General features: G+C 59.1%; 12 protein-coding genes and 1 pseudogene. 5 read left to right on the plus strand and 8 right to left on the minus strand.

What is annotated here, in order from left to right:
- Positions 1-87: 87 nt before the first annotated feature.
- Entirely contained in the window at positions 88-1326 is a 1239-nt protein-coding gene (locus ALO80_RS07810) for an acyl-CoA dehydrogenase family protein (protein ID WP_055008549.1), read from the plus strand.
- Between the two features lie 19 nt (positions 1327-1345).
- Here ALO80_RS07810 and ALO80_RS07815 read toward each other — a convergent pair whose 3' ends face one another.
- From ALO80_RS07815 to ALO80_RS32470, 6 genes and pseudogenes are all read right to left on the minus strand, one after another.
- On the minus strand, positions 1346-2332 hold the full coding sequence (locus ALO80_RS07815) for an ABC transporter permease (protein WP_055008550.1): 987 nt from the start codon (positions 2330-2332) through the stop codon (positions 1346-1348).
- Positions 2329-3333, minus strand: a complete 1005-nt coding sequence (locus tag ALO80_RS07820; protein WP_055008551.1) for an ABC transporter permease — start codon at positions 3331-3333, stop codon at positions 2329-2331. Before ALO80_RS07820 ends, ALO80_RS07815 begins: the two co-directional genes overlap by 4 nt.
- Positions 3320-4888, minus strand: coding sequence for a sugar ABC transporter ATP-binding protein (locus tag ALO80_RS07825; protein WP_055008552.1), 1569 nt, complete (start codon positions 4886-4888; stop codon positions 3320-3322). Before ALO80_RS07825 ends, ALO80_RS07820 begins: the two co-directional genes overlap by 14 nt.
- Positions 4889-4903: 15 nt before the next feature.
- Complete coding sequence (locus tag ALO80_RS07830; protein ID WP_055008553.1) at positions 4904-5914, minus strand: sugar ABC transporter substrate-binding protein; 1011 nt, start codon at positions 5912-5914, stop codon at positions 4904-4906.
- 226 nt (positions 5915-6140) lie between these two features.
- Positions 6141-7319: a methyl-accepting chemotaxis protein gene (locus tag ALO80_RS07835; RefSeq protein ID WP_375233305.1), complete on the minus strand. Its 1179-nt coding sequence runs from the start codon at positions 7317-7319 to the stop codon at positions 6141-6143.
- Positions 7296-7814 (minus strand): annotated as a pseudogene (locus ALO80_RS32470) (MCP four helix bundle domain-containing protein); the annotation flags it as partial. The gene ALO80_RS07835 and the pseudogene ALO80_RS32470, both read right to left, overlap by 24 nt.
- 163 nt (positions 7815-7977) lie before the next feature.
- Here ALO80_RS32470 and ALO80_RS07840 point away from each other — a divergent pair.
- The gene (locus ALO80_RS07840) at positions 7978-8406 is read left to right on the plus strand and encodes a VirK family protein (protein WP_055008555.1); all 429 of its coding nucleotides are present in this window, start codon (positions 7978-7980) and stop codon (positions 8404-8406) included.
- Between the two features lie 167 nt (positions 8407-8573).
- On the opposite strand, the gene ALO80_RS07845 is transcribed toward ALO80_RS07840, so the two are convergent.
- The gene (locus ALO80_RS07845; RefSeq protein WP_055008556.1) at positions 8574-9038 is read right to left on the minus strand and encodes a DUF3237 family protein; all 465 of its coding nucleotides are present in this window, start codon (positions 9036-9038) and stop codon (positions 8574-8576) included.
- 392 nt (positions 9039-9430) lie between these two features.
- Between ALO80_RS07845 and ALO80_RS07850 the strand changes: the two genes are divergently transcribed.
- Entirely contained in the window at positions 9431-10198 is a 768-nt protein-coding gene (locus ALO80_RS07850) for a C1 family peptidase (protein WP_055008557.1), read from the plus strand.
- A gap of 2 nt (positions 10199-10200) precedes the next feature.
- Here the strand turns inward: ALO80_RS07850 and ALO80_RS07855 are convergent, their stop codons facing one another.
- Positions 10201-11403 (minus strand): XylR family transcriptional regulator, encoded by a 1203-nt coding sequence (locus ALO80_RS07855; RefSeq protein WP_055008558.1) that lies wholly within the window; start codon positions 11401-11403, stop codon positions 10201-10203.
- 181 nt (positions 11404-11584) lie between these two features.
- Between ALO80_RS07855 and xylA the strand changes: the two genes are divergently transcribed.
- Both xylA and xylF read left to right on the plus strand, forming a co-directional pair.
- Positions 11585-12901 (plus strand): xylose isomerase, encoded by a 1317-nt coding sequence (xylA, locus tag ALO80_RS07860; RefSeq protein WP_055008559.1) that lies wholly within the window; start codon positions 11585-11587, stop codon positions 12899-12901.
- A gap of 135 nt (positions 12902-13036) precedes the next feature.
- Positions 13037-14038 (plus strand): D-xylose ABC transporter substrate-binding protein, encoded by a 1002-nt coding sequence (gene xylF / locus ALO80_RS07865; RefSeq protein ID WP_055008560.1) that lies wholly within the window; start codon positions 13037-13039, stop codon positions 14036-14038.
- The last annotated feature ends 83 nt before the right edge of the window (positions 14039-14121 follow it).

Genomic DNA, 14121 nt, shown 5'->3' on the forward strand with positions numbered 1-14121 from the left:
CGTTACATTCAGGCACAAAGCATGCAAAGACCCAGGCGAACCGTCACCCGGCCCATGTGCCGATTTCTTCGCGTCCAGGAGCACTGCATGACTCAATCAACCGGCTCAAACCCACTTTCGCTGGGGACTGATTACGAAACTCTGGCCAGCCGATTCAGGCCGATCTTCCGTGAGATCGGCGCTGGCAACGTCGAGCGCGAAAAGGCCCGCGCCCTGCCCTACGAGCCGATTGCCTGGCTCAAGCAAGCCGGTTTTGGCGCGGTGCGTGTGCCCACCGAGTATGGCGGCGCAGGTGCTTCGGTCAGCCAGCTGTTTCAGTTGCTGATCGAACTCGCCGAGGCCGATTCGAATATTCCACAGGCCTTGCGAGCGCATTTCGCGTTCGTCGAAGACCGACTGAATGCACCACCCGGCGCGGACCGTGACAAATGGTTTGCGCGTTTTGTAGCAGGAGATCTGGTTGGCAATGGCTGGACCGAGGTCGGCGCGGTGAAGATCGGCGACGTGATCACCAAAGTCACCCCCGAGGGCGATGGCTTCGTACTCAATGGCACCAAGTTTTACAGTACCGGCAGCATTTTCGCCGACTGGATCGACGTCTACGCCCAGCGCGCCGACACTGGGGCCGATGTGATTGCAGTGGTCGACGCCAGGCATGCGGGCGTGCGCCACAGTGATGACTGGGACGGGTTCGGCCAGCGCACCACCGGCAGCGGCACGTCGGTGTACGACAATGTGCCGTTGCCCGCCCCCCATGTCATCCCGTTCGAGCAGCGTTTCAAGTACCAGACGGCGTTTTATCAACTGGTGCTGCTGGCCGTTCTGGCAGGTATTGGCCGGGCCGTCGAACGCGACATCGCTCAGGAAGTGCGCGACCGCAAACGCATCTTCAGCCATGGCAACGCTGGCAGCGTCAGCCAGGACGCTCAGGTGCAGCAAGTGGTGGGTCAGATAGCCGCGCAGGTTTACGCCGCCGAGGCCGCAACACTGCGTTGCGCAGAGCCGTTGCAACGCGCTTATGTGGCACGTTTCGGCAATGATGCACAGCAGGAAAAAAACGCCAACATTGCAGCAGAAATCGAGACGGCCAAGGCTCAGGTGATTGTGTCGGAACTGGTGCTGCGCGCCGCCACCGAGCTGTTCAACGCTCTGGGCGCGTCAGGTGTCAGCGTCAACAAGGCGCTGGATCGACACTGGCGTAATGCGCGGACAGCGGCATCACACAATCCGCTTATCTACAAGGCGCGCATTGTCGGCGACTGGCGTATCAACGGCACCGAGCCGCCCTTTGTCTGGCAGATCGGCAGCGGCACAGGCAAAGTCTGAGCCGCCCCTTCACGCCGCGTTACGCAGCGTTACGCAGCAGGTGGCGACTGGCAAAGCTGAACGCCAGCACCAGAAAAATCAACGCCCCGGTCGCAACCTGCTGCCAATAGAAATTCCAGCCGATCAACAACAAACCATTGGCAATGACGTTGATGAACAGAACGCCCAATAAGGTCCCCACGATGTTGGGACGCCCCTGACGACTCAGCGTCGTACCGATGAACACCGCGCCGACGGCATTGATCAGATAGGCATTGCCTGACATCGGTACGTAGGCGTTGACCGTGGAACTGAGCAGAATACCTGCCACTGCGCAGGCCAGGGCGCTGGCGAAAAACACCTGCATGGCAATGCGCCGGGTCGACAGGCCCGAGTAGTACGCCAGTTGCGGCTGCGTTCCCAGCGCCAGTATTTCCCGCCCCAGACGCCCGCGCGCCAGCACCAGCCCATAAACCCCTGCCAGCGCCGCGGCCACCAAGAGCGGCAAAGGCACGCCCAGGACAAGCACAGCACTGATACCCGGCAGCGCGCCCTGAGCGATGTAGATCGGCTGGCCACCGTCGGACAACAGTTGTTGCACGCTGGTGCCGATAAACAGCGTACCCAGCGTCGCCAGAAACGGTGAAATACGCAGACCGGCGATCAAAATTGCATTGAACGCGCCTGCACTACCGCCAGCCAGCAAGGCCACCGCGATGGCAACAGCCAGGCCGTGGCCGCCATTGAGCGCCACCACAAAGCCGAGGCTGGCAAAGTCCAGCGCCGTCCCCACCGACAGATCAATACCGCCAGCAGCCACTGCCCAGGTCATACCGAGCGCCACGATGGCCAGCAATACAAAATTGTTCAGTACCAGGCTCGACAGATTGCCCCAGCTCAGAAAACCCGGTGCATTGATCGCGAAAAACAGCAGGATGACCAGTACCAGCGACGGCAGGACCGCCGGCAACAGGCGCGACAGGACTTTCACCACGTTTGAAGAAGCGTTCAGGGTCAGCGTGTTCATTGTTCACCCTCCCGGCGGCCCAGCGCCCCGGAAAATGCCACGACCAACAGAATCAACACGCCTTGCACGCCATTGACCCAGAAACTGGAAATGTTCAGCAATTGAAAGCCATTGATCAGAAAGCCCAGCAACAACGTCGCCAGCAGGGTGCCGGGAATGTTGGCGGTCAGACGTCGCGAGAACACCACGCCGAGAAAGGCGATGGCCACCACTGACAGCAGCATGTCGCCGGAACCGGTGGTGCTGCCGCTGAAAAACGCTGCGGAGCAGAACGCCGCTATGGCGGCGCAACCACCGGCGATCAGGTAGCTGGCGAACACATAGCCCTGCAGATTCAGCCCGGCGGCGATTGCTGCTTGCGGGTACTCACCGATGGCGTACAGCCGCAGTCCAAACGCGCTGTGCTGAATCAACAGCCACAGCAGCGCTGCAACACCGAGCAGCACCCAGGCCAGCGCCGGAACGCCCAGCCAGACACCGGACACCAGGCTGTCCAGCAGCGCGGAATCGGTCGCCAGTACAGTGTTCTGGGTCAGCACCAGCTCCAGCCCTGCAATCAGGTTCATGCTGGCAAGCGTCGCCAATAAGGGTGGCAGACGTAAAAACACCACCGCCAGACCGTTGAGAGCGCCGACCAGCAAGCCGCAACCGAGCGTCAGGGCAATCGCCTGCCAGGCGTCGATACCTGCGTTGTTCAGGCTGCTGTAGACAGCTGCGCACAAACCCAGATTTGCCGCCAGCGAGAGGTCTAGCCCACCGCTGACCACGTTGGAGCCGCCACCGATAACCACGCACGTCAGCCCCAGGGCCAGTATGCCGAGCACGGCCGACTGGGCGAACACGTTGCTGATGTTGTCAATGCTGAGAAAGTTGGGCGCGCTGGCAGCGAAGCCGAGCAGAATAGCCAGAAACACCAGCAACGAACCGCGCTGTGCCAGCTTCACGCGCCAAAGGTGCGGTGGATCGCCCGCCTGATTGAATGATGTTTCAAGCGCTGACATGCTGGGGCTCCTGAAGGTTTTCCGTGCTGTTGTGAGGGTTTTCGCTGGCCCCGGTGGCGCAGGCCAGCAACTGATCGCTGTCAGTGCTCAGCGAATCGAACTCGCCTGCGATACGCCCTCTGTGCAACACCACAATGCGCTGAGTGATACCGATCAGCTCCGGTAAGTCCGACGACAGCACCAGCACCGCCGCCCCGCCTTCGGCAAGCCGGGCAATCAACCGATAGATCTCCACCTTGGCACCGATGTCGACCCCGACGCTGGGCTCGTCCAGCAGGTAGAGCGTCGAGTGCCGGCTCAGCCACTTGGCCAGGGCAACCTTTTGCTGGTTGCCCCCACTGAGCAATTGAACCGCCGCATCATGGCCTGAGGCCTTGATTGCCAGTTCATCGATCAGACGTCCGCTTTCCCTGGCCTGCGCAGCAGCGTCGAGCCAGCCCCAACGGCTGAATCGCCCGAGACTGGCCAGGGTCATGTTCTCGAGCACCGAAAGCGCAGGCGCCACGCCATGAGTGCGACGCTCTTCGGGGACCAGCGCAATGCCGTTGCGTACCGCGTCACGTGGTGAATTCAGGTGCAACGGCTGGCCATTCAACAGACAGTCGCCGCGATCCGGCATGAGCAGCCCGAACAGGCTCTTGAGCAGTTCTTTGGCACCCGAACCGACCAGCCCGGTCAGCCCCACCACTTCGCCACGCCGGACGCTCAGGTCAACACCCTCGTAAAAGCGCCCTGCTCCCAGCCCGTTCAGTTGAAGCACCGGTTGGCCAGGCAGCGTCTGCGCTCGGACGTACTGCTCGCCCACGTCACGATTGACCATCAGCCGAGCGATCTGCGCAGGGCTGGCAAGCGCTGGATCAACCACCGCCACATCGCGGCCATTGCGCAGCACAGTGACCTGATCACACAGCGCCTGGATTTCCTGCAAGTAATGGGAGATGTACACAATGGTCAGCCCTTCATCGCGAAAGCGCCGGACAATGGCCAGCAAGCGGTCCACCTCTTGCTTGACCAGTGACACACTGGGTTCGTCAAACACCAGCACCCGCGGTTTGGCCAGCAATGCGCGGGTAATCTGCAATATCTGTCGCTGAGCGCTGTCCAGATCGCGCACCAGCGCCCCGACCGGCAGTCGCATGGCAAAATAATCGTCCAGCAAGCGGGCCGCTTCGCGCTCCTGAGCGCGCCGGTCGACGAACAGCCCCCGCTTGATTTCCTGCCCGAAAAACAGCGCCTCACCCACGGTGAAGCTGCCTGGCAGCAGTCGCTCCTGATGAATGAAATGCACGCCTGCGGCTTCGATCTGGCGCGGCGAAAAGCTGTCGAACTGCTGGCCATGAATACTCAGGCAGCCCGCATCGGCGTGGTGAATACCGGCGAGGACCTTGATCAAGGTCGACTTGCCTGCGCCGTTTTCACCCACCAGTCCATGAATCGTTCCGGCTTCCACGCGCAGGTTTACCCTGTCCAGCGCCTGGGTGGCACCGAAGCGCTTACTGATGCCCGTCAAGTGCAAGGCAGGCGGTGTCGTACTCTCTGCAATGGCTGATCCCATGGTCGATCTCCTGTGTCAGTCATCGCCTCTGAGTTGCTGCACCTGCGGCAGATTGGCAGCGGTGGTCAGCAATGTCGGCACCTGGGTCTCCTTGGGCAGATCGCGCTGTCCAGCCAGATAGCGGGCGACGTTCTGCACCGCCGTCTTGCCGATCAGCGCTGGCTGCTGAGCAACCACGGCACCGATCGGCGAGTCCTCGCGGCGCATCAGCTCAAGCACCTCCGGGGTGCCGTCGACGCCATAGGTCTTGATTTCGGTTCTTCCGGCGTCGATCAGCGCCTTGCTGGCCCCCAGTTGCGGGATGTCCCAGGCCGCCCAGATCGCTGAAACGCTGCCTTTGGGGTACTTGTTGAGCAGCGCCGAGACCTGCGAGTAGGCGTCCTGAACCGTGTTTGGAATGACGTCGCGCAACTCCGGCTCGATGATTTTCAATTCTGGCTGATCCTTGAGGGCCAATTTGAGCTGGTCATAACGAATGGCGCAGACCGGCACGCCATAAAAACCATTGAATACCAGCACGTTCCCCTTGCCGCCTGCGTCCTTGATCAACTGCCCGGCCAGCGCCTTGTCGGTGGCGACATTGTCGGACGTGGTGTTGTTAAGGCTGTATTGCGAAGGCGCGTCGATGGTGAACAGCGGAATTCCCGCTTTGCTGATGCGCTTTAGCCAGGGATCGATAACGCTGAGCGTGCCCAGAGTCTGAATCACTGCATCAGGCTTTTGCGTGACCACCGTCTGCAATTGATTGACCAGGTTCTTGTCGTTGCGACCCGCATCAAGCGTTATGGGCGTACCTCCCAGACGCTTGACCTCGTCCACCTGTGCCTGGAACGCCTTGATATCGAAGTAGTGGCTCGTGCCGGTCATACTGATTGCGATGCGCTTGCCCGCCAGCGATGGTACGTCGCTGTCATCGGCATGTGCCGTGGCGACAAGGCTGGTGGCCAACAGCGTCAGCGCGAGAGCGCGCCCTATTGCATGCAGGCGCAGGCGGGTTGGCGTGTAAGTCGGGACGGCATCAGGCATTCGGGTGGCTCCGCTGGCTCAGGAAAACAATCCTGATCAGCAGTGCACAGGTCATGCCCAAAGCCCTGTGGGTCCGTCCTGCTTCAGTGGCAGGCTTATACTACAGGCGTTTCGGGCCATTGCGCCGGCTTGCGCCTGCGCCGGAAAGCCAGACTCGCGAACGGAGGTGCCGAACACATTGTCGATTCGCTGTTGCCCGGACAACAGCGAGAGCAGACCTGTCCGTTTAGCCGAGCTTGAACTGTCCTAGCGTGACAGTCAGATCACTCGCCAGCTCTGCCAGCGACTGGCTGGCACTGCCGGTCTGGCCGGTGCGTACAGCCGATTGCGCCGACAAATCACGAATCCGCACCAAGTTGCGGTCCACTTCCCGCGCAACCAGCGCCTGCTCTTCCGATGCGCTGGCAATCACCGTATTTCGCTCATCGATGACCATGACCGAACTGGCGATACTGGCCAGCACGGCGTTTGCCGATTCGGCCTGCTGTTTGGTGCGCTGTGCCTGCTCGGTGCTGACTTCAAGCGCCACCAGGGTACTTTTGGTGCCCTGCTGGATGTGCCCGATCATGGTTTCGATTTCGCGAGTGGATTCGCTGGTGCGATGTGCCAGCGCGCGTACTTCGTCGGCTACCACGGCAAAACCCCGTCCCGCATCGCCGGCCCGTGCCGCTTCGATAGCGGCATTGAGGGCCAGCAGGTTGGTTTGCTCGGACACCGCGCGGATGACATCCAGCACCTTGGTGATGTCCAGCGTCCGGGTTGCCAGTGCCTGCGCCTCGACGGATGCAGTACCGACGTTGCGGGTCAATTCAAGGATGGACTTGACGGTCTGATTGAGCTCTTCCTGGCCTTGGCGCGCAGAAACCGAAGAGGCTCTGGACTCTTCCGAAGTGGTCACTGCGTTACGCGCCACTTCGTCTACTGCCTGACTCATTTCAGTGACGGCGGTGGCGGCCATTTCTATCTCACTGTTCTGTACCACCAGATCGGCGTTGCTGTTGACCATCAGTGCGCTCATTTCCTCTGTGGCCGAGGCCAACTGGTGGGCGGCATCGCCTACCTGGGTCAGGGTCTGGCTCAGATTGCCACGCATGCGCTCCATCGATTGCAGCAACAAGGCGGCTTCATCAACGCCCTCACGGTCGATCCGGGTCGGACGCAGATCGCCCGATGCAATGGTTTCCGAGGTCAACAGTGCCTGACTGATCGGCACTGCCAGACTCTTGGTCAGACGCCAGGCAAGCAGAACGGTAAGCAACACGGTCAGAAGCATGACCGCCTGAGTAACGATCAGGGCATTGTCGTAAACCGATGAGGCCGTAGCGCTGGACTCGGCTTCGGAGTCGTCGTTGATCTTTTCCAGCTTGCCCAGAGATTTCTCGATACCTTCCGCCATCGCCCTCATCTCGCCCCAGACGATCTGCCTTGCGGCCTCTGCCTGGCCCTCATTGATGAGTGTGTAGACCTGCTCGGCGCGTTCGCTGTAGCCCTGATAAGCACTTGTCAGCCCATTGATCAGTGCGCGCTCGTCATCCTCGCTGATAACCGGGCTGTAGGCCTGGATGGCTTTTTGAAAGCCGGCTTTCTTGTCGAGGAATTCGGTATGGGCCAGGGCGACCTGCGCACTGTCATGCGTGGACAGCATTTTTGCCACGGTGGTGCGGGTTTTCTCGAACGCAAGGGCGATGTCGTCACCCAACGCGATCCCGGGAAGGGAGTCATTTTCGATTTCGAGCGACTGTTCGCGAATGCTGTGTAATTGCTGAAGGCTGAAGACACCAAGCCCTATGACAAGCACGACCATCAACGCAAAGCAGGCGGAGGTCCGCGCGGCTATTTTCAGCTGTCTCAGCATGTTCAATCCCCTTCCCGGAGCAGACGAATAAATGAATACCGTCATCTCTATCGGCTGATCGGGAAAAAGGATGAAGAACCACGAATCAGAGCTGTGCCACTGCTATTCAAGGCCCACCTGAGGCAAACCTTATGGTAGGTTTCGCGACGCTCGATAATCGCGAGACGACGGGTCTTTCCAATCTTCAGCCTGACTTACTGGAGCTGCCATGAAACATTACTACGCCGCTGCGTTATTTGCCCTTTCACTGCCTGGTGTTGTTCACGCAGGCGACGCGCTGGACAGCCAGACCGCCATCGTCCAGGCGCTGAACACCGGAGAGTCGGTCGCCGTGGTGATAGACCTGGGGCAATGCAAATCCTCGGTCGCAGGGGCCGAGCCGTCCAGGACCAAAGGCGGCAAACGCATCGATGCCTACCGCATCACCCCCGACGGCACTCTTGCGTTCTCGGACACCCACTTCACCCTCGACCGCGATAACAAGCCCATCGAGCAATTCATTCGCTACCAGATACGCTCGGACGGCACAGCCGCGTTCAGCATGACGACACTGAGCGTTCCCGGCTATCAATCGGTCGGCAAGCCGGTGAGCTATGAGTGTGCAATCGGCAAGGGTTTGAGCTTCTTTGCCGGATAATCCGCTCGTGGCATGACCGGACGAACAGATAGACGCTCGGCATGAGGGACAACCCCCTCACGCCCTTTGACGCAAAAGCGCAATGGCCTGCCGTGAGGCAATATGTCGAGCGTTTGAAATCCGGCAGACGTTGCCACCCTGAGTGCCCTCATATCAGGTCGCTTCTTTCAAGAACCTTCGCGCATTTCGTTCACCTGAAAAATACTGACCAGCAGGCTGTCGTCCCCCGCCGTAACCCTCAATCTGCCGACATACAGGTTTCTCTGCAGGTAATCATGGGCACCGGAAGGAACGCTGAACTGCTTGCTGCACGTGCACCGACAGTGCGCCTGGGCTAAAGGTGCCCGCTCCGTTTCATCGGCGGCCACCAGGCCTTCCCCTACGACGTCTATCTTTACTCCGTCATCAGTCAGCAACGTGTAGTAAAGGCTGAACCGTGCAAGATCGCCATCCTGAGGCACGAGAAAAAAACTGCCTCCGGCAAGGACCTGCCCCTGAAGTCGATCGCCGCGAAATGCTCCGCCCAGTATTTCACCGCTGCTGCGTTGCCCGCGTTGGGGCCTGCAAAGCACTTGAGGCTTATCGACACGCAGGTGAACAGTCAATATTTCATGCAGCTGCATCGTCTCCACCTCTCATCTTGCACGGGGCGACGTGCGCCTCGCCCATAACTGTACCAAGTCGTACGTTTTAGCCCGAGCATCGTGAGCTGTCAATTTAAATGCACTAATCGGTACGGTTATGAGGTGACAGTAAACAGCGCGCTCTGGCAACATCGTGTTGCCACTTCTAGTGATGTTTTTCGCCAGCGATACGCACCAGAAGAAGCGGATCTCTCTCCCGCACGGCCATTCAACGCATTGAATCTAACTGGCATCCCTCACAACAGGCCTGGTGGCGGGTGGCCTGTCCAGCTAACGCGTAGCACACTACGCACTAAACAAACTTTAATTCTGGCTCGACCAAAAACTGTTTACATGGGCGTTGTCAATTTTCCTGACAGTGACTTTCAAGGAGATGCGCAATGACCTATACCGTGAAACAGTATGGATGGATTCGCGATCTGCCTGATCATCGCGATCATTTGTACGCCGCGCCTGCCGAGGCGTTAGTGGCACTTCCGCATGCAGTCGATCTGCGACCTCAATGTCCGCCTGTCTACGATCAGGGCCAGTTGGGCAGTTGTACGGCAAACGGTATTGCAGCAGCGATTCAGTTCGATCGCATGAAGCAAAAGCTGACCCCGACGTTCGCGCCTTCCCGGTTGTTTATCTATTACAACGAACGTGTCATTGAGCATACCGTCGATTCGGACAGCGGAGCGATGATCCGCCACGGAATTAAAAGTGTAGCGAAACAAGGTGATTGCCCTGAAAAAGAGTGGCCTTATGATATTGAAAAGTTTGCTGTGAAGCCTTCACCCGCCTGTTACAAAGACGCACGAAAGTACAAGGCGGTTTCCTATCAGAAAGTTGCTCAGAACCTCAACCAGATGAAAGGCTGTCTGGCTGCCGGCTACCCGTTCGTCATCGGCTTCTCTGTCTACGAAAGCTTTGAAAGCAAGAAAGTTGCCCAGACCGGGCATGCCACAATGCCGGCCCCCCACGAAAAGATGCTGGGAGGTCACTGCGTATTGGCGGTAGGTTACAACGATGCCCATCAGCATTTCATATTGCGCAACTCATGGGGCGCTGGCTGGGGGATGGATGGTTACTTCACCCTGCCCTACAGCTATCTGCTGGATGAGAATCTGTCCACCGACTTCTGGACGATAAGGGTGGTGGCGGCCTGACGTTATAACGCGCTCATTCGTTGCACCGCCGCATTGGCACCCTGCAGGTACTCGCGCGGCGTGCAACCAAACTCCCGGCGAAATACTGTGTGCAGGTATTGCGCCGACCGGAAACCGCAGTCGCGGGCAATGTCGGCAATCGCAGTGTCCGTGTTTTCCAGCCCGCGTGCGGCTGCGGCCAGTTTGAAACGCAGAATCTCGTCATGCACGCTGCAGCCCCGTACCCGGCGAAAGTGCGATTCCAGCGACGAGCGCGAAACACCCACGTAAGCAGCCACCTGCGCGGTTTTGATGCCTTGGCAGGCGTATTGCCGGATAAACAGCAGCGCCTGCATCACGTAGGGGTCGCCGAGCGGCTGATGCAGGCTGGAAGCCTGTACGTTGACAGCTTCCGGCGGTATCAGGACGTGCGTGCCCGACGAAGGCATGCCATGCAGCATCTGGTGCAAAAGGCGCGCCGCAGTTCGGCCCATCGTGTCAGTGCCCTGGACCACGGAACTCAACGGTACGCGGGTAAGGGTTCTGGTCAGAGGATCGTTATCGATGCCGATCAGTGCCACTTGCTCCGGCACGGCAATGCCGGCTGTCAGACAGGCCTGCAGCAACTGGCGAGCGCGGGCGTCGGTCACGGCGATGATGCCGATGGGCTTGGGCAGGCTTTGCAGCCAGGCAATCTGCTGCTCTACGGCGCTGTCCCAGAGAGGTGCGCTGGTCCCCAGGCCGCGATAGACCTCGGCGTGAAGACCATCGCGCTGCAGCAGTCGGCGAAAGGCCTGCTCACGCTCCTGCGCCCAACGGTTGGCTTGTGCTTCAGGCAGGCTGAAGCAGGCAAAGCGGGTCAGGCCCGCCTCGATAAGGTGTTCGTAGGCCGCCTTGATCAAGGCGTTATTGTCGGTCGCAACATAAGGAATGCCCTTCGGGTAGGCGCGGTCGTCCTGATAGGACCCACCGACCGCCACCACCGGCAGCCTGATCCCGGCCAAGGCCTCACCGATCAGCGGGTCATCGAAATCGGCAATGATCCCGTCGCCCTGCCAGCGCTCGATGCCTTTCAGACGACAGAGAAAATCCTCTTCCAGAAAAAGATCCCAGGACACCCGGGTACTGCTGAGGTAGTTGCCTATACCGCTAATGATGCCGCGGTCATATATCTTGCTGCCGTTGAACAACAACGCAATGCGGTGAACAGGGGGAACGGTTTTCATTATTTTTATGCCGGATCTCATGTCGGTTCGCTCAGCACGACGCCGCTGTCCACAGACTAGGCGCGTGCAGGAGCAATCTCAATACTCAAAATCGCACTGCGCGTTGACGATTTTCATAATCAGAAGCGCTGGGGCCATTGCTAGTATCGAGGCATCACCAAGAACAATAAGGAAAACGCACATGCCGTACTTCCCCGACGTCGACAGGGTCCGCTACGAGGGCCCTGACAGCGACTCGCCACTTGCTTTTCGCCACTATGATGCCGACAAGCTGATCCTCGGCAAACCCATGCGCGAGCACTTGCGCATGGCAGCCTGCTACTGGCACACGTTCGTGTGGCCGGGTGCCGACATGTTCGGTGTCGGGACCTTCAAGCGTCCATGGCAAGGTTCTGGAGAACCTCTGGAACTGGCGGTCGGCAAGGCCGAAGCGGCTTTCGAATTTTTCTCCAAGCTCGGCATCGACTATTACAGTTTCCATGACACCGATGTAGCACCGGAAGGCAGCTCGCTGAAGGAGTATCGCAACAACTTCGCGCACATGGTCGATCATCTGGAACGCCATCAGGAGCAGACCGGGATCAAGCTGCTGTGGGGCACCGCCAATTGCTTCAGTAACCCGCGATTTGCTGCAGGTGCTGCCAGCAACCCGGACCCTGAAGTATTCGCCTACGCAGCGACACAGGTGTTCAGTGCCATGAACGCCACCCAGCGTCTCAAAGGGGCCAACTACGTCCTGTGGGGGGGCCGTGAGGGTTACGAAACCCTGCTCAATACGGACTTGAAGCATGAGCGCGAACAACTGGGCCGTTTCATGCGCATGGTAGTCGAGCACAAGCACAAGATCGGTTTCAAAGGCGACCTGCTGATCGAACCCAAGCCGCAGGAGCCAACCAAGCATCAATACGATTATGACAGTGCCACGGTGTTCGGTTTTCTCCATCAATACGGCCTGCAAGACGAGATCAAGGTCAACATCGAAGCCAACCACGCGACCCTGGCCGGGCACAGTTTCCATCACGAAATCGCCACGGCGGTTTCGCTGGGTATCTTCGGCAGCATCGACGCCAATCGCGGCGATCCTCAGAACGGCTGGGACACTGACCAGTTCCCCAACAGCGTCGAGGAGATGACCCTCGCCACCTACGAAATCCTCAAGGCTGGCGGCTTCACCCACGGCGGTTTCAATTTCGATTCCAAGGTCCGCCGTCAGAGCCTCGACGAGGTCGACCTGTTCCACGGCCATGTCGCGGCAATGGATGTGCTCGCCCTGGCGCTGGAGCGTGCAGCGGCCATGGTGCACAACGATAGACTCCAGCAGTTCAAGGATCAGCGCTACGCCGGCTGGCGGCAGCCATTCGGGCAGTCACTGCTGGCGGGCGAATTCAGCCTTGCGTCGCTTGCGGAACATGCCTTCGAAAACGAGCTGAACCCGCAGGCTGTCAGCGGTCGCCAGGAATGGCTCGAAGGCGTGGTCAATCGTTTCATCTACTCCTGAAGCCAGACCGATACCGACGCCGCCGTGACATTCTTGCGACAAATCTTTACCTGCGGCGCTCGGCAACGCTCTACAGTTCTACCGATATTACGCTCAGTCATTAAGTGTCTCAAACAACAATAAAAGGACGCACCTATGAACACCTTGAAATGCACACTGCTCGCCAGCGCCTTGGCCCTGCTTTCCCTGCCGGTCATGGCCGACCCCGCCCACCCGAAAATAGGTTTTTCCATTGATGACCTGCGTCTGGAGCGCTGGTCACGCGACCGCGATTACTTCGTGGCAGCGGCGGAAAAGCTCGACGCCAAGGTCTTCGTGCAATCAGCCGATGCCAACGAGCAAAAACAGATTTCGCAGATCGAAAACCTCATTTCCCGTGGCGTCGACGTGATCGTCATCGTGCCGTTCAATGCCACCGTGTTGACCAACGCCGTTGCCGAAGCCAAAAAGGCCGGGATCAAGGTAGTGTCCTATGACCGTCTGATCCTTAACGCCGACATCGACGCTTACATTTCCTTTGATAACGAAAAAGTCGGCGAGATGCAGGCCAGTGGCGTGCTGAAAGCAGCCCCCAAAGGCAATTACTTTTTGCTGGGCGGCGCGCCCACCGACAATAACGCCAAAATTCTGCGCGAAGGCCAGATGAAGGTGCTGCAGCCAGCCATTGACAAAGGCGATATCAAAATCGTCGGCCAACAGTGGGTAAAGGAATGGAACCCCACCGAAGCCCTGAGCATTGTTGAAAATGCCTTGACCCGAAATAACAACAGGATCGATGGCATTGTTGCTTCCAACGATGCCACCGCCGGGGGCGCAATTCAGGCACTGGCCGCGCAGAAACTCGCGGGCAAGGTGCCGATCTCGGGGCAGGATGCAGACCTGGCGGCGGTCAAGCGGGTCATTGATGGCACTCAGACCATGACCGTCTACAAGCCGCTGAAGCTGATCGCCAGCGAAGCCGCCAAACTGTCGGTGCAACTGGTGCGCAACGAGAAACCCGACTTCAGCTCGCAATACGATAATGGCAGCAAGAAAGTCGACACCATCCTGCTGACCCCGACGCCGCTGACCAAGGACAACATCGACCTGCTGGAGAAAGACGGGTTCTACACCAAGGCGCAGATTGACGGGCAATGAACCCTCGATCGTTGATACGTCGCTAGAAGCCAGAGCGCGACCCTGCAGCGCGATCAGGCAGGGTCGCCGCTCAGGCCAAGCCA

The organism is Pseudomonas caricapapayae, from assembly GCF_001400735.1.
GTDB lineage: Bacteria > Pseudomonadota > Gammaproteobacteria > Pseudomonadales > Pseudomonadaceae > Aquipseudomonas > Aquipseudomonas caricapapayae.

Bases quoted from the DNA above. Each gene is read 5' to 3' on its own strand.
- ALO80_RS07810 (WP_055008549.1), top strand. From the start codon at position 88: ATGACTCAATCAACCGGCTCAAACCCACTTTCGCTGGGGACTGATTAC.
- ALO80_RS07815 (WP_055008550.1), bottom strand. From the start codon at position 2,332: ATGAACACGCTGACCCTGAACGCTTCTTCAAACGTGGTGAAAGTCCTG.
- ALO80_RS07820 (WP_055008551.1), bottom strand. From the start codon at position 3,333: ATGTCAGCGCTTGAAACATCATTCAATCAGGCGGGCGATCCACCGCAC.
- ALO80_RS07825 (WP_055008552.1), bottom strand. From the start codon at position 4,888: ATGGGATCAGCCATTGCAGAGAGTACGACACCGCCTGCCTTGCACTTG.
- ALO80_RS07830 (WP_055008553.1), bottom strand. From the start codon at position 5,914: ATGCCTGATGCCGTCCCGACTTACACGCCAACCCGCCTGCGCCTGCAT.
- ALO80_RS07835 (WP_375233305.1), bottom strand. From the start codon at position 7,319: ATGAGGGCGATGGCGGAAGGTATCGAGAAATCTCTGGGCAAGCTGGAA.
- ALO80_RS07840 (WP_055008555.1), top strand. From the start codon at position 7,978: ATGAAACATTACTACGCCGCTGCGTTATTTGCCCTTTCACTGCCTGGT.
- ALO80_RS07850 (WP_055008557.1), top strand. From the start codon at position 9,431: ATGACCTATACCGTGAAACAGTATGGATGGATTCGCGATCTGCCTGAT.
- ALO80_RS07855 (WP_055008558.1), bottom strand. From the start codon at position 11,403: ATGAAAACCGTTCCCCCTGTTCACCGCATTGCGTTGTTGTTCAACGGC.
- xylA (WP_055008559.1), top strand. From the start codon at position 11,585: ATGCCGTACTTCCCCGACGTCGACAGGGTCCGCTACGAGGGCCCTGAC.
- xylF (WP_055008560.1), top strand. From the start codon at position 13,037: ATGAACACCTTGAAATGCACACTGCTCGCCAGCGCCTTGGCCCTGCTT.